This window comes from Sorangium sp. So ce131 (genome assembly GCF_051519095.1).
Taxonomy (GTDB): Bacteria; Myxococcota_A; Polyangia; order Polyangiales; family Polyangiaceae; genus Sorangium.
The window spans coordinates 4,284,232-4,303,960 of sequence record NZ_CP150455.1 but is presented as its reverse complement, the minus strand read 5'-3'; the positions used below and the strand labels follow the sequence as shown (position 1 = coordinate 4,303,960).

The window sequence follows — 19,729 nt, the reverse complement described above, 5'->3', positions numbered from 1 at the left end:
CCGGCGCGGCTTCGTGCGTAGACTCCGCGCCGCTATGAGCTTTGAGCCTGTTGCAGGGTTTCGTTTCGGCGCCGTCAGCGCCGGCATTCGGAAGGACGGGAGGATCGACGTCGCGCTCGCGGTGGCCGATCAGCCGGCGGTGGTGGCCGGCGTGTTCACGCGGAACCTGGTCCGCGCGGCGCCGGTGGAGATCGCCATGCAGCGCGTCCGGTCCGGGCGCGCCCGCGCGGTCGTCGCGAACAGCGGCTGCGCCAACGCCTGCACGGGCGAGGCCGGCTGGAAGGCGGCGCTCGACACCACGCGCGCGATCGCGCAGGCCGTCGGCGCCTCCGAGGACGAGGTCCTGCCGGCGTCGACGGGCGTCATCGGCGCCGTGCTGCCGGCGCACCGGATCGTCGAGCGCGTCCCCGATCTGTCGGCCAGCCTGTCGCCGAAGGGCTACCTCGACTTCGCCCAGGCGATCTGCACGACCGACCGCTGGCCGAAGCTCTCGCAGCGGAAGCTCGGCGCGGGCACGCTGCTCGGAATCGGCAAGGGCGCCGGCATGATCCACCCCGACGTGGGGCCCCCTCACGCGACGATGCTCGTGTTCCTGTTCACCGACGCCGTGCTCGACCTCGCCGAGGCGAACGAGGCGCTCGTGGCCGCCAGCGACGTGACCTTCAACGCGTGCACCGTGGACGGGGACACCAGCACGAACGACACGGTGCTCCTCCTGTCCTCCGGCGCGTCGCAGCGCCGCGTGTCGCGCGACGAGCTCCTGCCGCGCCTCACCGAGGTCTGCGGCGACCTCGCTCGCTCGATGGTGGCCGACGGCGAGGGCAGCACCCACGTCGCGGAGATCCGCGTGCGCGGGCTCTCGACGCGGGACGAGGCGCGGGCCGTGGCGCGCACGGTGGCGACGTCGATGCTCGTGAAGACCGCGCTGTTCGGCAAGGACGCGAACTGGGGGCGGCTGCTCGCCGCCGCCGGGCGCGCCGGCGTCCCCTTCAACCCGGCCGAGGCCCAGATCCTCGTCGGCGGGATCCCGATCGTGCAGCGCGGCGGGCCGGTCGGCCCCGAAGCCGAGCTGAAGGCGAACGAGGTGCTCGCGCGCGACACCTACGTCATCGAGCTCGTCCTCGGCAGCGGCCCCGGCGATTTCGCCTACCTGACGAGCGATCTCGGGCACGGCTACGTCGACGTGAACGCCGGCTACCGCTCCTGAGCCTCACGGGCGTCCGCCCCGGTCCTCGCGGCGAGCGCGCCCCTCTCGCTCACTTTCCGAGGAGAGCGCGCGCTCGCTGCGCCGGCGGAGGTCCCCTCGCGCGCCGCGGCGCGGGCCGCTCACGCCCCCACCTTTCGCGACCCGACGTCGAGTGAACCTCGCGCGCCCCGGACAGGTGAACCCGGGTTCACAACGCGAGCGACCTCTCCTACGTCGCCGCGCTCCCCGGCCGCCGCCCCCCTGGCACGCTGCGTGATAGCGCGCGGCGTGGTAGTCGTGCGGTAGGGCCGCGCCGGTGCCGGCCGCCGCTGGAGGACTTCGATGCTTCTTCACTCACCCCTTGCGAAGATCCTGGGTCGAGGCGTGCTGTTCGCGGCGATCGCCGCGGCCGCGACGGGCTGTCATGGCTGCGGCGACGCTCGGCTGGAGTGCGACGACAACGGCGAGAACTGTCTCCTCTGCGACGGCTACGGGTGTCGCCCGGCGGAGCCCGACGTCGGCGCCGGCGCCGGGGGTCATGGCAGCGCCGGCGAGGGCGGCGCAGGCGCAGGCGCCGCTGGCGCGGGCGGTGAGGGCGGCGGCGAGGCCTGCGACGCGGAGCTCACCACCTGCCCCTGCGACGGCGACGCGGCGTGCGCGGACGGGACGCGGTGCGTCGACGGGCTCTGCATCGCGGCCTGCGAGTTCAGCTACGAGTGCGGCGCCGGCAGGGTGTGCGTGAACGGCGCCTGCGCCGACGGCTGCACGGACAGCGTCCCTTGCGCGGAGCCCGGCGCGCGCTGCGACCGCGGGGTCTGCGTCCCCGACCCGGAGAACCCCGAGTGCAGCGACGCTTCGCCGTGCGAGGGCGGCGCGCGGTGCGTCGACGGCGCCTGCACCGCCGCCTGCGAGACGCACGCGGACTGCGCGTCCGGCGAGGTCTGCAATGCGGCGACCGGCGCGTGTATGGCCGACCCCTCGACCCAGCCCGGCTGCGGCGGCACGGCCTGCGCGGCCCTCGGCCAGGAGTGCATGGACGACGGCTACTGCCACTATCCCTGCAGCAGCGATCAGGCCTGCTTGCTGCACGACAGCCGCTTCGTCCGCTGCGAGGACGGCTTCTGCAAGACGCGGGAAGAGATCGCGCCCGAATGCACGATCGACGCGCCCTGCCCCGACGGCGAGGACTGCATCTCCGGCGAGTGCATCTGACCGGCGGCGCGCGCCGCGCCGCCCCGACGCCCCGGGCCCCATCCGGGACGACGACCGATGAGTCCGGACCTCCGCCGTCGTCCCCGCACGCGCCCCGCGTCATTCACCGCACGCGCCCCGCGTCATTCACCGCACGCGCCCCGCGTCATTCACCGCACGCGCCCCGCGTCATTCCGCGCGTCCTCCCGCACCATCCCGCGTGTTCCCCGCATCCTCCCCGCACAATTCCCGCGCACCTTGACCGTCCGTCACGCGGCGGGTAATCGCCTCGGATGGTCGCCCGCTCCCCCGTGCATCGGCCCGCGCCGTCCCTCCTCCGACTCGCCCGCACCGCCGCCGCGCTGGTCGCCCTCGCGGCGCCGAGCGTCGCCGCCGCCCAGAGCCGGATCGCCGTGGTCGACGTGCAGCACGCGGTGATGCAGACCGAGGACGGCATCCGCGCGCAGGCCACGCTGAAGAAGCTCTTCGACCGGCGGCAGCAGGAGCTCGACGCGAAGCAGACCGAGCTCCAGCGGGCGCGCGAGGACATCGAGAAGCAGTCGCGCGTGCTCTCGCGCGAGGCGATGCAGAAGCGGATGGAGGACTGGCAGCGCCAGATGGTCGAGCTCCAGACCGTCTTCGTCGACTACAACAAGGAGCTCCAGAAGAAGCAGGGCGAGCTCACCGGGCCGATCATCAAGAAGATGATGATCATCGTCGCCAGGGTCGCGAAGAAGTCGAGCTACGAGATCATCCTCGACAAGCAGGCGGCCCCGTACGTCCGCGCGGATCTCGATCTCACCGAGCAGGTCATCCAGCTCTACAACACCGGCGGCGGCGGCGAGGAGGCGGGCGACGAGCAGGCGGAGAAGAAGGACGACGCGAAGTAGCGCGCTGCCCGCGCGCTCCACGCCGTGAAAGGAGCGGGCCTTGCCTGACCGAACCCACGAGCCCGTGACGCTCGACATCCATCAGATCCTGTCGATCCTGCCGCACCGCTACCCGCTCGTCATGGTGGATCGGGTGACCGAGGTGAACGCCAACAAGAGCATCCGCGGCTACAAGTGCGTCACGTACAACGAGCCCTGGTTCCAGGGGCACTTCCCGCAGCGGCCGATCATGCCCGGGGTGCTGATCCTGGAGTCGCTCACGCAGCTCGGCGGCATCCTGGCCTATGCGTCCGACCCGTTCGACGCGACGTCGAACCTGATGTTCTTCCTCGGCATCGACAAGGCGAAGTTCCGGCACACCGTGACGCCCGGCGACCGGCTCGACCTCTACGTCGAGGTGCTGCACCACCGCTCGAACGTCTGGAAGCTGCGCGGCGAGGCGAGCGTCGACGGGACGCTCTGCGCCGAGGGCGAGATGCTCGCGTCCATCGTGGATCGCGAGCCCTGAGGGAGGGAGGAGTCGAGATGGGCTGGAGCTCGCTACCGTCGTTCGCCCGCGCCGCCGCCGTCCTCTGCGGCGCGCTCGCCCTCTTGCCCGCGGCCGGCTGCGGCGGCGCCGCGCCGGTCGGCCCGACGCCGGCGCCCGAACACGGCAGCGACCTGATCGGCGCCGCGGCGCCCGAGCTCGCGGCCGAGGTCGTGACGGGCGAGGGCCCTTCCACGATCCAGGAGGCCCGCGGCAAGGTGGTGATCGTCGATTTCTGGGCGACGTACTGCCACCCGTGCAGGAAGTCGTTCCCCAAGTACCAGGAGCTCGTGGATCGCTTCGGCGGGTCCCTTGCCGTGCTCGCGGTCTCGGTCGACGCGCCGGAGGACGTCTCGAAGGAGCAGATCGCGGCGTTCGCGACCGAGGCCGAGGTGAAGTTCAAGATCCTCTGGGACAAGGACCAGCGCGCGGAGAAGCAGTATCGCCCCCGGAGGATGCCGACCGCCTTCCTCATCGATCAGGGCGGCGTCGTACGCCACGTCCACGCGGGCTACGAGGACGGCGAAGAGGAGGCGGTCGCGCGCGAGATCGAGGCGCTGCTCCGCTCGGCGAGCCGTCCTCCGGCGGAGGCGCCACCCGCGCCGGGTGCTCCGGCCGCGGCGGCGCCAGGTCCAGCGCCGGCGCCGGGTGCAGCGCCGGCGCCGGGTGCTCCGGGCGCGGCGGCGCCAGGTCCAGCGGCGGCGCCGCGCGACGCCGCCGGCGCCACCCCCTGAGGCCCTCCAGAGGCGGCGGCACCCCCGATGTCCCCATCCCAGATCCGGCGCGTCTTGGTCGAGACGCTCGACATCCCGCTGCACGAGCCGTTCGGCATCGCCGGCGGCGCGCACGAGCGCGCGGCGAACCTCCTCGTCACCGTCGAGCTCGCGGACGGGACGTTCGGCTTCGGCGAGGCGGCGCCGCTCCCGGCGTTCAACGGGGAGACGCAGGAGGCGTCGCGCGCCGCCGCCCTCGAGCTGGGGGCCGGCGTCGTCGGCGCCGACGCGCGCGCGTGGCGCGGCGTCGCGGGCGCGCTCCGCGCGACGGCCGGCGGGGGCGCGGGCGCGGCGCGCTGCGCGATCGAGACGGCGGTGCTCGACGCGCTCACGCGGCGCGCGCACATGCCGCTCTGGGCCTTCTTCGGCGGCTCCGGGACGGCGCTCACGACCGACATCACCATCACCACGGGCTCGCCGGAGCGCGCCGAGGAGGCCGCGCGGCGCGCCGCGGCCATGGGCTTCGGCGTCCTCAAGGTGAAGGTCGGCGGCGTCCTCGCCGCGTCGGACCCCGCGCGGATCGAGGCGATCTGCGCGGCCGCGCCGTCCGCGTCGCTGATCCTCGACGGCAACGGCGGGCTCACGGCCGAGGGGGCGATCGCGCTCGTCGCGCACGCGCGCCGGCTGGGCGCGACCGTCGCCTTGCTGGAGCAGCCGGTGCCGCGCGACGACTGGGAGGGGATGAAGGAGGTCACCCGCCGCGCCGGCGTCGACGTGGCCGCCGACGAGAGCGTCACCTGCGCGGGCGACGTGCTCCGCATCGCGGCCGAGCGCGCGGCGACCATCGTCAACATCAAGCTGATGAAGGGCGGGATCGCCGAGGCGCTCGACATCGCCGCGACCGCCCGCGCGGCCGGCCTCGGGCTGATGATCGGCGGCATGGTCGAGTCGGTGCTCGCGATGACCACGTCGGCGTGCCTCGCCGCCGGCCTCGGCGGGTTCTCCTTCGTCGATCTCGACACGCCGATGTTCCTCGCCGAGAACCCCTTCGACGGCGGCTTCGCCCAGGCAGGCCCGGCGCTCTCGCTCGACGGGATCCGCGCCGGGCACGGCGTCGTCCCGAGGCGCCGCGACCCGGACGCCGCGGCGCGCTGAGCCGCCGCAGCCCCGGCGGCCATCCTAAAAAATCAAATGATTTCGGGCACTTACACACGTCGCTCAGGCCGGCGGCGCCGCGCCGATCCACGCCGGCACGCCCAGCTGGTCGAACGGGCCTCGCAGGTCGTCCGGCAGCGCCGCGGCGATGCGCAGCGGGGCGCCCGTCTCGGGGTGGGCGACGGCGAGCTCCGCCGCGTGCAGCGCGAGGCGGTGCAGCGCGTAACGCTCGCGGAAGAGGCGGTTGTGCTCGCCCTTTCCGTAGTTCACGTCGCCGATGATCGGGTGGCTGATGTGCTTGAGGTGCCTGCGCACCTGGTGCAGGCGGCCGGTGCGCGGGCGCGCCTCGACCACCGCGTAGCGATCGAGCGCGTGGAGGCGCTCGAACTCCGTGACCGCCGGGACGCGCGGGCCGCCCTCGCGCCGCGGGATCGGGTGATCGATGCACCCGCGCTCGGGCGGCACGCCGCGCACGAGCGCCAGGTAGCGCTTCCGCGCCAGGCCCTGCTCGAACTGCGCGCCGAGCTGCGCCGCCGCGACGGCGTCGAGCGCGACCAGCAGCACGCCGCTCGTCGCCCGGTCGAGGCGGTGGACCGGGAACACCTTCCGGCCGAGCGCGCGCTCGGCGAGATCGACGAACACGACCGGCGCGTCGCCCCAGCCGCGGTGCACGAGCAGCCCGGACGGCTTCGCGAAGGCCGCGACGCGATCGTCGAGGTAAAGCAGGGGGAGCTGCATCGCGCCGGGCCGCGCTCAGCCGGTCCCGAGGGCGAGGTACCGCGCGAGCCGCTGGTACAGGGCGGCGCCGAGCTCGGCATCGTGCTCGCAGACCTCGGCGAAGTCGTCCTTGCGGATCCGGATGAGCCGCGTGCGCGCCGCGGCCACGGGCAGGTCGCCCTTCTTGCGCGCGCCCACGAGCGACTCCGGGAACAGCAGGCTCGAGGAGGCGATCCTGCGGCCGTCGGGCAGATCCACGGCGCCGTCGAGCACGACGTACGCGACGAGATCGTTCGCGACGTCGCGCGGGATCCGATCGCCCGCGGCGAGCTCCACCTCGACGCCGGCCGCGAGCGCGCCGAGCACGGCGGCGGGGCTCATGCCGGAGAGCAGCGGGCACGCGGAGAGCACCGAGAGCTCGCGGGAGGACGGGCCGGCGTCGTCCGCGCGCTTCACGAAGCGCTCCTTGATGTCGATCACGATGACGCTCGCGTTGTCGCGCCCACCGCGCTCGCGGGCGTGCTTGAGGAGGCCGTCGGCGACCTCCTCCGGGCTGCCCTTCGCGCAGAAGCGGGAGAGCGACGCCTCGCTCTCGATCGCGTTGTGGACCCCGTCGGTGCAGAGGAGGATGCGATCGCCGCGCGAGAGATCGACGAACACGGTGTCGACGGCGACCGTGCCCGCGAGGCCGATCGCGTTGACGAGCGGGTTGCGCTGCGGGTTCCTGGGGGGGGTCGCCTTGCCGGCGGCGCGGAGCGTGTCGTAGAGGGCGTGGTCCTGCGTGAGCTGCACGGTCGTCGTCGGGCGGACGAGGTACGCGCGGCTGTCCCCGGCGTGGGCGAAGAAGGCCCGGCTGTGCGCGAGCACCACGAAGTCGAGGGTGGTGCCCATGCCCTGGTAGCTCGGCTCCTTCCGGCGCGCCTCGAGGATGGCGGCGTGCGCGGCCTCGGTCACGCGGCGGAGCAAGGCGAAGACCTCGCGGCGCGCCTCGATGTTCGGGTCGGCGACGTACGCGTCGAGGATCGCGGCGGCGGGCGGGCGGAGCACCTCGTCCCGCACGGTGTCGACCGCGATCTGGGCCGCGACCTCGCCGGCGGCGTGGCCGCCCATTCCATCGGCGATGGCGAAGAGGGCGAGCTCGGGGCAGCAGAGGAGCCGATCCTCGTTGCTCTCACGAACGAGGCCGACGTCCGTCGATGAGGCGAACTCGATGCGAAAGTCGAAGCGCGGGAGGATCCGGGACACCGCGACCAGGATAGACACCGCGGGAGCGGCGTCAAAAGCAGCTTCGTGCGGCGGCCTCGCTTCTTTGCGCGTCGCGCGGGAGCGCGCCTCGCGCGGAAGCGCGCCCCCGTGCGCTGGCCCGCCTGGCGTGGGACCGCGCCCCCCTGCGCCGGCTCGCCTCGCGCGGAAGCGCGCCCCCGTGCGCTGGCCCGCCTGGCGTGGGACCGCGCCCCCTGCGCCGGCTCGCCTCGCGCGGAAGCGCGCCCCCTGCGCCAGATCGCCTCACGCGGCGCCGCCGTCCGCGCAGGCGCCGCCGTCCGCGCACGCGCCGCCGTCCGCGCACGCGCCGCCGTCCGCGCACGCGCCGCCGTCCGCGCACGCGCCGCCGTCCGCGCACGCGCCGCCGTCCGCGCACGCGCCGCCGTCCGCGCACGCGCCGCCGTCCGCGCAGGCGCCGCTCGCCCGTGTGGTCCCCGGGCTCGTCCCGCTCACCCGTGCCCCTCGCGCTCGCCCCGCTCGCCGGGCGCGGCGCGCGCCCGTGCCCCCGGCGGACACACCGGCGTCCGATGCGCACGGATTCACGCCTGGCCCGACTCTCGCGTCACCGGAGGGCATGCAACTCATCGAGGTGGACGCCGGGCGATTTCGGCTCGAATTCGGCGGTGGGCTCGGGCTGGAGGTGATCCTCCTGTTCAGCCGCTCGGTGGCCTTCTGGCGCTGGGGCGGGGAGCTCGTCGCGGAGGTCAACGTCGGCGTGGGCTGAGCCGGACAGCCGTCGCCTCGGCCCGAGCCCGCCGGCCCAGCAGATTCGAGGCGCGCAGCGAAAGAGCCTCAGCCAAAAAATTCCGGTAGGATTCAGCTCGACCGCATGAGGCCTCGTTGCTGTCTGCCATTCACCACGCTCGCTCAGGCCGCGGAGTCGCCGCAGGCTCACACCGCGATCCCGCCGTCCACGCCCGAGATCGGCGGGCCGGCGCGCAGAACGATGCCGGGCGCGGCGCCGCGCCGGGCCGAGGCCGCGCGATGATGGCGGAGCCTCGGATCGACGTCGCGACGATGCGGCGCGCCCTGTCGACCGCCGAGGCGGTCATGGCGCTGAACCCGCCCGAGTCGCCGATGGCCGAGGGGTACCGGCTGTTCCGCGTGTCGGGCGGCGACGTCGCGTGGATGGACCTGCCCGCGAACAGCGGCGCGTACGCCGTCTTCGGCTCGCACCCGCGCTGCGACGTGAAGTTCGCGCCGGGCGACGACGTGTGCGTCCGCCACCTCGTCGCCACCTGCTGCAACCTCGGCGACGGCAGCTTCGGCCTGCGGCTCATGGATCTCCAGACCTCGATCCCGTTCTTCGTGGACGACGACGTGCCGCGGCGCTCGATCGTGGTCAGCGGCCCGCTGCTCGTGCGCATCGGCAAGCACGTGGTCGGAGGGCTCCCCGTCGGATCGCGCGCCGCGTCGAAGGTGCTGCAGGTGAGCTCGTGCGGCATGAGCGAGCCGCCGCGCGCCCTCGAGAGCGTCTCGGCGAAGGCCGACGTCGACGCCGCGCCGCCGCCGCTGCCGGTGCCGGTGCCGTCTCCGACCGAGGGCATCACGACGAGCCACCGCTTCGCCCGCGGCGAGATCTCGCACATCACGTCGGTGCGGCCGGTGTCGCACATCGAGGAGATGATCGCGTCGCGGGCGAAGTCGGGCTACGTGCGGCTCACGCTGCAGTCGAGCGAGCGCAGCGCCGCGGTCGAGCTGCCGCAGCACGCGCTCGACGACGGCGTGCTGCTCGGGCGCGCCGACAACTGCCTGGACCGCGGGCTGCGCGCCGTCCTGAGCACGCACATCTCGCGGACCCACCTGCTGCTCCTGCGCGACGGCGCCGAGATCATGGCCCTCGACCTCTGCTCGACGAACGGGACGAGGTACGGGGGCCAGAAGGTCCGCCGGGTGATGATCCCCGCCGAGGGGCTGGCCCTCACGCTGGGGCCCGAGCTGACGTTGATCTGGCACCCCCAGACGTGACCCCGGGGCCGGCGGGGGCGGCGCGCCGCGGTCAGGCGAGGAGCTGGCGCGCGATGACGATGCGCTGGATCTGGCTCGTGCCCTCGTAGATCTGGAGGACCTTGGCGTCGCGCATCATCTTCTCGACGGGGTACTCCTTCACGTAGCCGTTGCCGCCGAACACCTGGACGGCGTCGACGGCGGTCTGCATCGCGCTGTCGGCGCCGTACGCCTTCGCGAAGCTCGAGACGATGGGGTCGCGCACGCCGTGGTCGAGGTTCCACGCGGCCTTCTGGTAGAGCAGGCGCGTGCCCTCCGCGCGGATCGCCATCTCCGCGATCATCCACTGGACGAGCTGGTGGTTGCCGATCGGCTGGCCGAACGCCTTGCGCTCCTTGGCGTAGGCGACGCACTCGTCGACGCAGCGGCGCATCAGGCCGGTCGCCGCCGCGCCGATGTCGGGGCGGGTCTGGTTGAAGGTCTCCATCGCGAGCTTGAACCCCTGCCCCTCCGGCGCGAGCAGGTTCGCCTTCGGCACCTTCACGTCCTCGAGGAACACCTGCGCGGTGTCGCTCGCGCGCTGGCCGAGCTTGTCCTCCTTCTTGCCGACGCGCAGGCCCGGCGTGTCGCGATCGACGATGAACGCCGCGATCCCCTTGTGCCGGAGCTCCGGGTTCGAGGTCGCGAAGATGACGTAGTAGCGCGCGTAGCTCGCGTTCGTGATCCAGCACTTCTGCCCGTTCAGCACGTAGTCGTCGCCGTGCTTCGTGAAGCGGGTCTTGAGGCCGGCGACGTCGCTGCCGGCGTCGGGCTCGCTCGTGCAGTAGCTCGCCATGATCGGCTCGGCCGTGAGCATGCCGAGGTACTTCTTCTTCTGCTCCTCGCTGCCGGCGAGCTTGATCGGCGTCAGCGCGAGCCCGTTCGCGAGGAAGCTCGTCTGGATGCCGGTACACCCGTAGGAGAGCTCCTCCGCGAGCAGCGCGTTCTCGAGCTCGCCCATCCCCGGGCCGCCGTACTCGGCCGGGCACGTCGGGTTGACGAGGCCGATGTCCCAGCCCTCCTTGAAGACGTCCATCGGGAAGTACGACTTCTGGTCGCACTCGGCCGCGATCGGGATGATGCGCTCTTTCGTGAAGCGGCGCGCCGTGTCGATGAGCGCCTTGTGCTCTTCGCTGACAGAGAAATCGACCACCTTGGACCTCCGGAATGGATGGCGGGGCGCGGCGACGCCGCGCTCTGCTGGCAACACGGGGCGCGGCGACGGCCGCGCTCCGCTGGCGACACGGGGCGAGAGCTCGCGCCCCCGTCACTCCTTCATTCTGCGCTTACGTCGCTCTAGCTCGGCGCGCACGGCGCGGCTGCCCAGGATGTAGCCGACGATCAGCCCCAGCATCAGCACGACGGGGATGTAGAGCGCGTGCTGCGGGGTCATCTCCCCGATATTGGGCATCAGCTCGTCCCCTGGCCCGAGCCGGCGCGCGCCTTCTGCAAGGCGGCCTCGAGCGCGTCGATGCGCCGGTCGATCTGCTTCTGCCGGCGCCAGGACAGGAAGACCAGCGCGAAGATGATGAGCCAGATCGCGGCGTAGGCCTCCACGAGCAGCTTCTCCCCGCTCTGGAGATCGTTGCCCCCCTGCACGGCGCGGAACGCCTGCGCGCGATCATCGACCGCGGTGCCGGCGTCGGTCGTCGTGCCGGTCGTGGGGGTGGCCGGCTGCTGCTGCAGGGCCGCGTGCGCGAACAAGGGATGATGGGGATTCACGTTCTCAGTCCTCTCCGATCCCGGCTTCGAGGGCCTCTTGCTCGACCTCTGCGAGCCGCGCGGACGCGAGATCGACGCGGAGGCGCGCCCACAGGAGCGCGACGGCGAGCAGGGTGAACGAGAGGAAGCCGAAGCCGAGCGCCAGCTTCATGTCAGGGTGCCCGAGGCCGCCGCCCTTGCCCGTGATGACCGTGGGGTGGTTGCCGCCCCACATCTTCACCGAGTAGTGGATGATCGGCAGGTTCGCCGCGCCGAGCACGCCGAGCGCCGCCGCGAACTTGCGCTCGGCGTGGCTGTCGCCGGTGAAGGCGCGGAGCACGACATAGGCGACGTAGATGAGGACGCTCAGCAGCGAGGTGGTCAGGCGCGGGTCCCACGTCCAGTACACGCCCCAGGCCTTGGCGGCCCACAGCGGACCGGTGATGAGGACGATCAGGCCCATCGCCACCGCGACCTGCGCGCCGGACTTGGCCAGCGAGTCCCACCACTGGGTGCCGCGCGCGAGGTAGCCGGCGGAGCCGATGAAGCAGGCGGTCGCGCCGAGGTACATCGCGTAGCCGGCAGGGGCGTGGAAGTAGAAGATCTTCTGCACGATCCCCATCGAGGCCTCCGTCGGCACGACGTAGGCGACGAAGTGGAGCGTGCCGATGATCGCGGCGGCGGCCGCCGCGAGCAGCACCGAGAACCCGATGGTGGAGGCCGCGCCGGCGCCTCGCGCGCCGCCCCTCGCCGCCTCACCGCCCGTTGCCAAAGCCGCCCTCCGCGGCGCCTGCCCGTCGTCGGCTCCCATGATGGCGGGCCACCGTAGTGCCAAGGACGGCCGCGTTCAAGCCGGGGTGATGCCCGGACGGCCGAGACGAGGCGCGCCGGCCCGAGGCTCAGGTGCCGTCCGGCGCGATCGCATCCCAGCCGGTCGCCTTCGCGAGGCGCGACATCGCCATGTCGAGATCCATCGTCGCGTTCAGCTGGTTAAATCGGTTCGTGGCGTATGCCTTGGCCGGATCGATCAGATCCTTGTCCGCCATGGTCCCGACGTCGATTCCTTGCTGCACCATCACGAGCCACCGCTTGCCGTACTTGGCTGCCTTGGCGTAGGCGTCGAGGCGCCGCTGCGCCTCGACCACCTCGGCGTAGGCGGTCTCGACCTCGGTGGCGACCCCGCCCATGGCGAAGCGCTGCGTCGCGGCCATCTCGTCGAGCTGCGCCTCGGCGAAGCGGACGCGGGCCGACTGCGGGAGCAGATCGAGCTTCCACTGCAGCACGAGCGCGGCGCCGTAGTGGAAGTAGTTGCCGGGGTCGCTGGCGAACGGGTTCAGCTGGTTCGCGACCTCGGGCGCGGCGCTCATCCCGACCTGCAGGCCGAGGCCGATGTCGGGGAACAGCTGGGCGCGAGCGAGCCGCACCTGCGCCGTCCGCGCGTCCAGGCCGGCGCGCGCCTGCGCGAGCTCCGGGCGGTACAGGCGCGCCGCCGTCAGGTAACGGGTGACGTGCCCGAGCCGGTGCGCCGGCGGGCGGATGGGGACGTCGGGGATGTCGAGGTCCGGGACGCCCGTGTAGAAGCGCAGCCCCGCGAGCGCGATCGCGATGAACTTGTCGACCTCCGCCCCGCGCGCCTCGAGCTCGGCCCCGAAGGTCTGGAGCTTGAGGAGCTCGATCGGGTCGCCCTCGTCGGCCTCGACCTGCTCCTCGAGGCGCCGCAGGGCCTTGTCCATCTCGGACCGCACGTCCCTGAGCAGGCTCCGCGAGTCGCGCGCGAGCTGGAGGCCGAAGTAGGCCTTGCGGACGTCGAGCCGCACCGCGTCGCGCTCCTTCTCGACGGTCGCCTGGTTCACCCGGACGTTCGCCTCGGCGGCGTCCCAGAGGCTCGTGATCTTCCCGAAGGTCCAGAGCGGCACGACGCCGTCGATGCCCGCGCGCCACGCGACGCCGAGGCTCGATGTGAGCGAGACGTCGGTGTTCGGGCTGAAGACGTTGTTGCCGCGGACGGTCGGCGCGAGCGCGACGCCGCCCGTCAGCTTGAACTGGGAGAACGGCGCGTAGTGGGCCTCGTCGAGCTGCGCGCGGACCTGGCTCAGCTTCGCGCGGGCGGCGGCGATGTTCGGGTGATTGCGGTCGGCGAGCGCGAGGACCCGGGGGAGGTCGTGGACGACCGCCGCGCGCTGCGCGGGGGCCGTCGCGCCGGGGGTGTCCGCGACGGCGGGGGACGGGGCGAGCGAGACCGCGAGGGAGACGGCGGCGGCGGCAAGGGCACCTCGTGCAGCGCGGCGGGCCATTTTCGGCGCACCGTAGCACGAGCGGGCCGCGCGCTCGCGGCGGGGCACGGAACCGAGGGGGGAGCGGCCGGCGCGGCTAGCGCTGGTCGATCGGCTTGCGCGTCGAGGCGAGCGGCGAGAGCTCGCCGGGCCGCCGCGAGGGCGCCTCCCTCGGCTCGTCCTGGGCCGCGGCGAAGGCCGGGTCGCTCGACTTCCGGAGCTTGGGCGGCGGCGGCGGCGGGGCCTGCGCCTCGCCGCCGCCCGTCGGCGTGTAGATGTGGCCGTGCTGCTGGAAGACGCAGATCCGGTTGCCGCCCTCGCGCTTCGCCTGGTGGAGCGCGCTCTCGGCGGCGCGGATCAGCGCGTCCTTCGTCCGCACGTCGCGCGAGGGGTAGAGCGCGACGCCGATCGACACGCTGCAGGGCCTCGCCGCCCCGCCGAACTCGACCGGGTTGCCGGAGGCCTCGCGCCAGATCCGCTCGGCGACCGTCAGCGACCCCGCGAAATGTGTGCTCGGCAGGACCACGAGGAACTCCTCGCCGCCGTAGCGCGCGACCACGTCCACCTCCCGGACCGAGCGGCGGATCCCGTCGGCGACGCGCCGGATCACGGCGTCCCCGAGCGTGCGCCCGCCGGCCTCGTTCAGCGCCTTGAGCTGGTCGATGTCGACGAGCACGCAGGCGAACGGCTCGTGGTACCGCTCGGCGCGCTTGAACTCCTCGTTCAGGCGCGTGAAGAGGTAGCGGTAGTTGTAGAGCCCGGTCATCTCGTCGTGGATGGAGAGCTGCTCCAGGTAGGAGCGCTGCGCGGCGACGTGGTCGTGCAGCCGCTTGATCCGCAGCATCGCGCCGACGCGCGCGAGGAGCTCGTCCTCCTCGAACGGCTTGCAGACGTAGTCGTCGGCGCCGATCTTGAGCCCCTCGACCCGGCTCGCCGTGTCCGTCTTCGCCGTGACCAGCACCACGGGGAGGAACGTCTCCGAGGTCATGCCCTTCAGCAGCCGGCACGCCTCGAGGCCCGTGAGCCTCGGCATCACGATGTCGAGCAGCGCGAGGTCGACCCCTCCCCGGCCGATGAGCTCGATCGCCTCCTGGCCGTCGTCCACCGCGTCGACCACGAAGCCGGCCTTCTGGAGGATGCTCACCAGCATCTGGCGCGCGAGCCGGTCGTCGTCCGCGACCACGATCCTGGCGGCACGGGGGCCCGTAAGCTCGACGGGCATGGGAGGCAGGGCGCCCCGGAGGTCCTCGCTCAGCGGCACGGGCACATCCTCCCTTCGGGCGCGGCCGGGCGCAACGGGATCGCGCGGCGGCGCCGGCCGCCTGTTCGGCCGCCGCGCGGGCGCCCCGCGGATGCGCGCTCGCCCACGCGTCCGGACACGTGTTCCACGCGCGCCCCCCGCGCGGAGAGCACGCATGAATTGCGCGCGCGTTGCGGATCGCGCACGGGCTGCCGTCGCGCAGGTTTCGCGGTAAGGAGACCCCATGAATCAGGCGCGGTTCTGGAAGCTCGCGGCCGTCGCGCTGGCCTTCACGCTGGGCGTGATCCTGTGGGGCGCGTTCGTGCGCGCGACCGGCTCGGGGGCGGGCTGCGGCAGCCACTGGCCGACCTGCAACGGCGACGTGATCCCGCGCTCGCCGACCGCGGCGACGTTCATCGAGTTCACGCACCGGGCCACCTCGGGCCTCGCGTTCCTGCTCGTGGCCTTGCAGCTCGTGTGGGCCTTCCGCGCCTTCCCGTCGGGGCACCCGGCGCGGGGCGGCGCGGCCGCGTCGATGCTGCTCATGGTCACCGAGGCGGCGGTCGGCGCCGGGATCGTCCTGCTCGAGTACGTCGCGCACGACGCGTCGGCGGCCCGCGCGCTCTGGATGGCCGTGCACCTCATCAACACCTTCCTGCTCGTCGGCGCGATGACGTGCACGCTGTACTGGGGGCGCGGCGGCCGGCGCGTGCGCCTGCGCGGCCAGGGCGCGACGGGCGCGCTCCTCGGCGCCGCGCTCGCGGGCGTGCTCGTGGTGGGCGTGACGGGCGCGATCGCCGCGCTCGGCGACACGCTCTTCGCGGCGGGCTCGCTCCGCGAGGGCATCGCCCAGGACCTCTCGCCCGCGGCGCACTTCCTGCTGCGGCTGCGCGCGCTCCACCCGGTCGCGGCGGTGTTCGTGGGCGTCTACCTGCTCGCGGCCCGCGGCGCGATCGCCGCCCGGCGCCCCTCGCCCCTCGTCGCGCGGCTCGGGGCGGCGACCGGGGCGCTCGTGCTGCTGCAGCTCGGCGCGGGGATCCTCAACCTGCTCCTGCTCGCGCCGGTGTGGATGCAGCTCGTCCACCTGCTGCTCGCCGACCTCCTGTGGATGGTCCTCGTCACGCTCGCCGCCGCCGCGCTGGGCGAGCCGGCCGCGGCGGTAGCCTCCGGCCCGCGCGGCGACAAGGCGCAGCCCGAAGCCGTCGCGACCCTCTAGGGCTCCGACGAGCTCCCCTCGTCGCCCCCGGGCTCCTTCCCGATCGTGCGGCGGACCGCGCGCTTGCGCGACTCCTCGGCCGGCGCCGCGGCGCGCTGCTCGGGGACGGCCGCGGGGAAATCGACCTGGAGCACGCTCCCCTGGTCGGTCTCGATCACGCGGTAGGCCGCGTCGGTCTCCGCGCGCAGGTCGATCACCACGTCGAGGTCGTCGCCGCGATCGACCAGCTGCACCCGGGTCACCGGCGTGGCGAAGAACGCGGTGACGAGGGGGAAGCGGTTCGTCTGGATCGCCCCTGTACCCTTCATGCGGTAGACGAGGCGCCCCGCGGCCTTCGACTCGGCGACGTCCACCTTGCCGCCGTGGACCTGCACGAAGATGCGCGAGCCCCCGGTCGGGAGCATGCGGAAGCCCGGGAAGGTGGCGAGCGGCCTCCCGTCGGCCGCGAGCTGCGCGTCCTTCTGCTTCGGCTTGCGCGCGCGGCCGGACCGCTGCGGGGCGGCCTGCGGCCTACCGGCGTTGCCCGCGCGCGGCGCGCTCGCCGCCGGAGCCGCGGCGGGCTTCGGCGGCGCCGCGGCGGCCTTGGCCGGCGTCGGGGCGCCGCCTGCGGAGCCCTGCGCCAGGACGAACGACGGCGCGAGGGCGAGGGCCAGCGGGAGGACCAGGGAGAGATGCCGGGGGGGTCGCACGATAGCAGTACAGCACGACGGCTCGCCCCGGAACAGTACGTCGAATACGTCGAATACGTCGAATGCGTCGAGGCGCGGAGGGCGCAGAGGGTCCGGGGAGCGCGTAAGCTCGCCCCGTGTCCGCTCGACCCCGGCGCCTGTCGCATGTCATCGGCGTCGACGATGCGCCGTTCGCCCGCGACCACCGCGGCGACGTGCCCGTCGTCGGGACGGTCTTCGCGGGGCTGCGCCTCGAGGGGGTGCTCTCCACCCGCGTGCGCCGCGACGGACGGAACGCCACGACGGCGATCGCCGCGATGGTCTCCGGTTCCCGGTTCTATGCCCAGGTGCAGGTGGTCATGCTCCAGGGCATCGCGGTGGCGGGCTTCAATGTGGTCGACATCGCGTCACTGCGCGACGCCCTCTCCCTGCCCGTCGTGGTGGTGGCGCGGCGCCTCCCCAACCTGGAGGCGATCCGCGACGCGCTGCTCTCGCGCGTCCGCGGAGGGCGCCGCAAGTGGGCGCTCATCGAGCGCGCCGGCGCGATGGAGCCCGTCGGCGGCGTGTACGTGCAGCGCGCCGGGATCTCGCTGGAGGACACGAGCGCGCTGATCGCGCGGCTCTCGGTGCACGGCAACCTGCCCGAGCCGCTGCGCGCCGCGCACCTCATCGCCGGCGGGCTGACGACGGGCGAGAGCCGCGGGCGCGCCTGACGGGGCGCCCGATCGATCGGGGGCGCCTCGCAGGGCGCCCGATCGGCTCCCCTGGTTACAGGTTCTGCTGGCGCGCCGCGCGCGCCGTCCCCGGCTTGTCCTTCTTCTCGCCGCGGCCGGTGACCTTCGAGTAGATGGCGTCGAGGTTGGCGGTGATGTCGAGGTAGAACTGCGCTTCGGGGCTGTAGAACATGACCCTGCGCTTGCCGTCCTCGCCGAGCTGCGGGGACGTGTTGTTGTACCCGAGCGTGACGTTGACCACGTCGTAGATCGGGTGGCTCAGGTTCACGTCGAACACCGTGTTCGCGAGGTAGGTCGTCGGGTCCGGGTTGCGGACGGAGCGGTACTCGGTGCAGTCGGCGCCCGAGTCCTCGTCGCAGCCGTGCGTGAACTTGTGCTTGAACCGGCTGATCAGCCCGAAGCTCGTCCCGAGGGAGAGATCCTTGTAGAGCGGCAGGTCGATATCGAGGCTCGTGGTCAGCCGATCCATGTCCTGGGACCACCCGCTCAGCTGATCGTCGATCACCGTCTCGCCGGTCGCGATCCGCCGCGTCCGCCTGAGGTCGCCGTTCACCGGCGTGTACGACTCCGCGAACAGGTGGGCGTAGGTCACGCCGAGCGTCGCCGTCACATGGTTGAGCCCGTCGGCCTTCGAGCCGAGCAGCTTCACCTTCTGGACGACCTGCGGGCCGACCGAGAGGGAGAAGTACCTGCCGGCGTTCCAGCTCGTCGGCGACGTCGGCAGGAGCACGCGCAGCCGCATCGCCGCCTCCGTCCGGTAGTCGCCTCCTTCCGCGCTGCCGCGCTGCCAGAGCTCGCGGCCGTACCGGACGCCGAGCGCCATGTCCTTGAGCTGCGGTTCCCGGTAATACTGGGTGGTGTCGCTGTTCGTGAGCTCGGTGACCCAGCCGATCTCGGCGTTGAGCGTCACCTTGTCCTTGGGGCGATCGAGCAGGTAGTAGTTCGGGCGCAGGGTGAAATCCCAGCCGTAGAACTCGCCCTCGCTCCCGATGTTGTCCCGGCCGACGCCGAAGATCGTCGTGGTGCCGCCCTGGTTCCACGTGAACGTGGAGCCGCGCCACCGCAGCTGCGTCTCCTCTTCCTCCTCCAGCACGGTGTCCGCCCCGGTGGTCTGGCTCCACCGCACCGCCGGCGACGCGACCGCCCCGGCGTTCGGCTCCGGGATCTTCGTCTCGGGCGGCGGCTCCGGCGCAGGCGGCGGCTCGGCAGGCTGAGCCCCAGGCCCATCGGGCGCCGCCTGGGCGGCCGGGGCTGCGGCGGGCGCGCCCGGCGCGGCGGTGGGCGCGGCGGCCGCCGGATCGACCGGCGGGGTTTGCTCGGCTGGCGGCGCCGGCGAGGCGGGCGGCGCCACGTCGCCCGGGGGAGCTTTCGGCGGCTCGGGCGGCGTCTGCGCAGACGCCACCGAGATGCTGCCCAGGACACCGGCAGCCACTAGCAACGATCGGAACGTCATCTCCACTCCCTCTCCTGGTCGCCTCGGACCCTCACCGCTCTCCACCAAGCGCCCGGACCCGAGGTCCGCCCGCGCTTCGCACGTCGCCCGGCGCGTCCACGCGCCAGGCTCCGCTCAGGCCGCCCCCTAATGCAGAAAACGTACCCCGCCGCAAAACCCGCACAAACACCTGAAACCATTGCAATTTTTCGGTCCCGCCGGCGCGCGCGTTACGCGGCTGACGCGCGCCCCCGTTGCGAATGTGACGATGCCTGAAGTAAGGCATCGGTCGATGGAGCCGATCTCGTTCCCGGGCGACAGGGACTCGCCCCTCTCTCCGCGACCGCCCGGAGGCGCCCGCGGCGACGACGCCGGCGGCCACCGGCCCACCGAGATCAACGCCCTGCTGGGCCGCGGTACCCACTTCGAGGGCAAGCTCTACTTCGAGGGGCGGGTCCGCATCGACGGCAGCTTCCGCGGCGAGATCCGCGGGGAGGACGTGCTCGTGATCGGCGAAGGGGCGCTCGTGGTCGGCGAGATCCACGTCGTGACGTGCATCGTCACGGGCGGGGAGGTCGAGGCGAGCATCCGCGCCCGCGACGCCATCGAGCTCTACGCTCCCTCCAAGGTGACCGGCGCCCTGCACGCGCCCGCCATCTTCATCGATCGCGGCGTGCAGTTCGATGGGTCCTGCAAGATGGCTCCGCTTGAGGAAGAGCCCGGTGAGCGATCCCAGCGCGCCGAGGCGCCCGAGCCGGACGCCGAGGCCACGGCACAGCCCGCGAAGAGCAGCGAGGACGGCGTCGCGCAACGCGGCGCCGCCGCGAAGTGATCCGGA

The 19,729-nt window shown here is 73.1% G+C and carries 22 protein-coding genes; 11 read left to right on the top strand and 11 right to left on the bottom strand.

The window, feature by feature from the left end:
- Positions 1–34 precede the first annotated feature (34 nt).
- The 6 genes from argJ to WMF43_RS15850 all read left to right on the top strand — a co-directional run bounded on the left by argJ (position 35) and on the right by WMF43_RS15850 (position 5,661).
- Entirely contained in the window at positions 35–1,207 is a 1,173-nt protein-coding gene (argJ, locus tag WMF43_RS15875) for a bifunctional glutamate N-acetyltransferase/amino-acid acetyltransferase ArgJ (RefSeq protein ID WP_437681207.1), read from the top strand.
- Positions 1,208–1,528: 321 nt separating this feature from the next.
- The gene (locus WMF43_RS15870; protein WP_437681206.1) at positions 1,529–2,398 is read left to right on the top strand and encodes a hypothetical protein; all 870 of its coding nucleotides are present in this window, start codon (positions 1,529–1,531) and stop codon (positions 2,396–2,398) included.
- A 272-nt stretch (positions 2,399–2,670) separates the two neighbouring features.
- Positions 2,671–3,267: an OmpH family outer membrane protein gene (locus tag WMF43_RS15865; RefSeq protein ID WP_437681204.1), complete on the top strand. Its 597-nt coding sequence runs from the start codon at positions 2,671–2,673 to the stop codon at positions 3,265–3,267.
- Between the two features lie 40 nt (positions 3,268–3,307).
- Positions 3,308–3,775 carry a 3-hydroxyacyl-ACP dehydratase FabZ gene (gene fabZ, locus WMF43_RS15860; RefSeq protein WP_104980615.1) on the top strand — a complete coding sequence of 156 codons (468 nt, stop codon included), beginning with the start codon at positions 3,308–3,310 and terminating at the stop codon, positions 3,773–3,775.
- Between the two features lie 17 nt (positions 3,776–3,792).
- The gene (locus tag WMF43_RS15855; RefSeq protein ID WP_437681202.1) at positions 3,793–4,527 is read left to right on the top strand and encodes a TlpA family protein disulfide reductase; all 735 of its coding nucleotides are present in this window, start codon (positions 3,793–3,795) and stop codon (positions 4,525–4,527) included.
- Between the two features lie 27 nt (positions 4,528–4,554).
- A complete protein-coding gene (locus WMF43_RS15850) occupies positions 4,555–5,661 on the top strand; it encodes a dipeptide epimerase (protein WP_437681200.1) in 1,107 nt (368 codons plus the stop codon).
- Positions 5,662–5,724: 63 nt separating this feature from the next.
- On the opposite strand, the gene WMF43_RS15845 is transcribed toward WMF43_RS15850, so the two are convergent.
- The 3 genes from WMF43_RS15845 to WMF43_RS15835 form a co-directional block, all read right to left on the bottom strand.
- On the bottom strand, positions 5,725–6,399 hold the full coding sequence (locus tag WMF43_RS15845; protein ID WP_437681198.1) for a pseudouridine synthase: 675 nt from the start codon (positions 6,397–6,399) through the stop codon (positions 5,725–5,727).
- 15 nt (positions 6,400–6,414) lie between these two features.
- Positions 6,415–7,641, bottom strand: a complete 1,227-nt coding sequence (locus WMF43_RS15840) for a protein phosphatase 2C domain-containing protein (RefSeq protein ID WP_437681197.1) — start codon at positions 7,639–7,641, stop codon at positions 6,415–6,417.
- A 243-nt stretch (positions 7,642–7,884) separates the two neighbouring features.
- On the bottom strand, positions 7,885–8,094 hold the full coding sequence (locus WMF43_RS15835) for a hypothetical protein (protein ID WP_437681195.1): 210 nt from the start codon (positions 8,092–8,094) through the stop codon (positions 7,885–7,887).
- 121 nt (positions 8,095–8,215) lie between these two features.
- Between WMF43_RS15835 and WMF43_RS15830 the strand changes: the two genes are divergently transcribed.
- Positions 8,216–8,365, top strand: coding sequence for a hypothetical protein (locus WMF43_RS15830; RefSeq protein WP_159396982.1), 150 nt, complete (start codon positions 8,216–8,218; stop codon positions 8,363–8,365).
- Positions 8,366–8,625: 260 nt separating this feature from the next.
- Positions 8,626–9,609: an FHA domain-containing protein gene (locus WMF43_RS15825; protein ID WP_437681193.1), complete on the top strand. Its 984-nt coding sequence runs from the start codon at positions 8,626–8,628 to the stop codon at positions 9,607–9,609.
- 31 nt (positions 9,610–9,640) lie between these two features.
- Here WMF43_RS15825 and WMF43_RS15820 read toward each other — a convergent pair whose 3' ends face one another.
- The 6 genes from WMF43_RS15820 to WMF43_RS15795 all read right to left on the bottom strand — a co-directional run bounded on the left by WMF43_RS15820 (position 9,641) and on the right by WMF43_RS15795 (position 14,862).
- Complete coding sequence (locus tag WMF43_RS15820) at positions 9,641–10,780, bottom strand: acyl-CoA dehydrogenase family protein (protein ID WP_437681191.1); 1,140 nt, start codon at positions 10,778–10,780, stop codon at positions 9,641–9,643.
- A 114-nt stretch (positions 10,781–10,894) separates the two neighbouring features.
- On the bottom strand, positions 10,895–11,038 hold the full coding sequence (locus WMF43_RS15815; RefSeq protein ID WP_437681189.1) for a hypothetical protein: 144 nt from the start codon (positions 11,036–11,038) through the stop codon (positions 10,895–10,897).
- A complete protein-coding gene (locus WMF43_RS15810) occupies positions 11,038–11,349 on the bottom strand; it encodes a CcmD family protein (protein ID WP_437681187.1) in 312 nt (103 codons plus the stop codon). The genes WMF43_RS15815 and WMF43_RS15810 overlap by 1 nt, the downstream gene beginning before the upstream one ends.
- A gap of 4 nt (positions 11,350–11,353) precedes the next feature.
- Positions 11,354–12,100: a cytochrome c biogenesis protein CcsA gene (ccsA, locus tag WMF43_RS15805; RefSeq protein WP_437681185.1), complete on the bottom strand. Its 747-nt coding sequence runs from the start codon at positions 12,098–12,100 to the stop codon at positions 11,354–11,356.
- Positions 12,101–12,227: 127 nt separating this feature from the next.
- Complete coding sequence (locus WMF43_RS15800) at positions 12,228–13,622, bottom strand: TolC family protein (RefSeq protein ID WP_437681184.1); 1,395 nt, start codon at positions 13,620–13,622, stop codon at positions 12,228–12,230.
- Positions 13,623–13,698: 76 nt separating this feature from the next.
- Entirely contained in the window at positions 13,699–14,862 is a 1,164-nt protein-coding gene (locus WMF43_RS15795; protein WP_437681182.1) for a diguanylate cyclase, read from the bottom strand.
- Positions 14,863–15,085: 223 nt separating this feature from the next.
- On the opposite strand from WMF43_RS15795, the gene WMF43_RS15790 reads away from it, so the two are divergent.
- On the top strand, positions 15,086–16,057 hold the full coding sequence (locus WMF43_RS15790; RefSeq protein ID WP_437681180.1) for a COX15/CtaA family protein: 972 nt from the start codon (positions 15,086–15,088) through the stop codon (positions 16,055–16,057).
- Here the strand turns inward: WMF43_RS15790 and WMF43_RS15785 are convergent.
- Positions 16,054–16,746, bottom strand: coding sequence for a hypothetical protein (locus WMF43_RS15785; RefSeq protein ID WP_437681178.1), 693 nt, complete (start codon positions 16,744–16,746; stop codon positions 16,054–16,056). The genes WMF43_RS15790 and WMF43_RS15785 overlap by 4 nt on opposite strands.
- Before the next feature lie 116 nt (positions 16,747–16,862).
- Here WMF43_RS15785 and WMF43_RS15780 point away from each other — a divergent pair, with 116 nt between their 5' ends.
- Positions 16,863–17,438, top strand: a complete 576-nt coding sequence (locus WMF43_RS15780; protein ID WP_437681176.1) for a DUF99 family protein — start codon at positions 16,863–16,865, stop codon at positions 17,436–17,438.
- Positions 17,439–17,493: 55 nt separating this feature from the next.
- On the opposite strand, the gene WMF43_RS15775 is transcribed toward WMF43_RS15780, so the two are convergent.
- The gene (locus tag WMF43_RS15775) at positions 17,494–18,912 is read right to left on the bottom strand and encodes a hypothetical protein (RefSeq protein ID WP_437681175.1); all 1,419 of its coding nucleotides are present in this window, start codon (positions 18,910–18,912) and stop codon (positions 17,494–17,496) included.
- 271 nt (positions 18,913–19,183) lie between these two features.
- Between WMF43_RS15775 and WMF43_RS15770 the strand changes: the two genes are divergently transcribed.
- On the top strand, positions 19,184–19,723 hold the full coding sequence (locus WMF43_RS15770) for a bactofilin family protein (protein ID WP_437681173.1): 540 nt from the start codon (positions 19,184–19,186) through the stop codon (positions 19,721–19,723).
- Positions 19,724–19,729 lie beyond the last annotated feature (6 nt).

Excerpts from the sequence above, each read along its gene's own strand:
- argJ (WP_437681207.1), top strand. The coding sequence starts at position 35 with ATGAGCTTTGAGCCTGTTGCAGGGTTTCGTTTCGGCGCCGTCAGCGCC.
- WMF43_RS15870 (WP_437681206.1), top strand. The coding sequence starts at position 1,529 with ATGCTTCTTCACTCACCCCTTGCGAAGATCCTGGGTCGAGGCGTGCTG.
- WMF43_RS15865 (WP_437681204.1), top strand. The coding sequence starts at position 2,671 with ATGGTCGCCCGCTCCCCCGTGCATCGGCCCGCGCCGTCCCTCCTCCGA.
- WMF43_RS15855 (WP_437681202.1), top strand. The coding sequence starts at position 3,793 with ATGGGCTGGAGCTCGCTACCGTCGTTCGCCCGCGCCGCCGCCGTCCTC.
- WMF43_RS15850 (WP_437681200.1), top strand. The coding sequence starts at position 4,555 with ATGTCCCCATCCCAGATCCGGCGCGTCTTGGTCGAGACGCTCGACATC.
- WMF43_RS15845 (WP_437681198.1), bottom strand. The coding sequence starts at position 6,399 with ATGCAGCTCCCCCTGCTTTACCTCGACGATCGCGTCGCGGCCTTCGCG.
- WMF43_RS15830 (WP_159396982.1), top strand. The coding sequence starts at position 8,216 with ATGCAACTCATCGAGGTGGACGCCGGGCGATTTCGGCTCGAATTCGGC.
- WMF43_RS15825 (WP_437681193.1), top strand. The coding sequence starts at position 8,626 with ATGATGGCGGAGCCTCGGATCGACGTCGCGACGATGCGGCGCGCCCTG.
- WMF43_RS15815 (WP_437681189.1), bottom strand. The coding sequence starts at position 11,038 with ATGCCCAATATCGGGGAGATGACCCCGCAGCACGCGCTCTACATCCCC.
- WMF43_RS15800 (WP_437681184.1), bottom strand. The coding sequence starts at position 13,622 with ATGGCCCGCCGCGCTGCACGAGGTGCCCTTGCCGCCGCCGCCGTCTCC.
- WMF43_RS15790 (WP_437681180.1), top strand. The coding sequence starts at position 15,086 with ATGAATCAGGCGCGGTTCTGGAAGCTCGCGGCCGTCGCGCTGGCCTTC.
- WMF43_RS15775 (WP_437681175.1), bottom strand. The coding sequence starts at position 18,912 with ATGACGTTCCGATCGTTGCTAGTGGCTGCCGGTGTCCTGGGCAGCATC.
- WMF43_RS15770 (WP_437681173.1), top strand. The coding sequence starts at position 19,184 with ATGGAGCCGATCTCGTTCCCGGGCGACAGGGACTCGCCCCTCTCTCCG.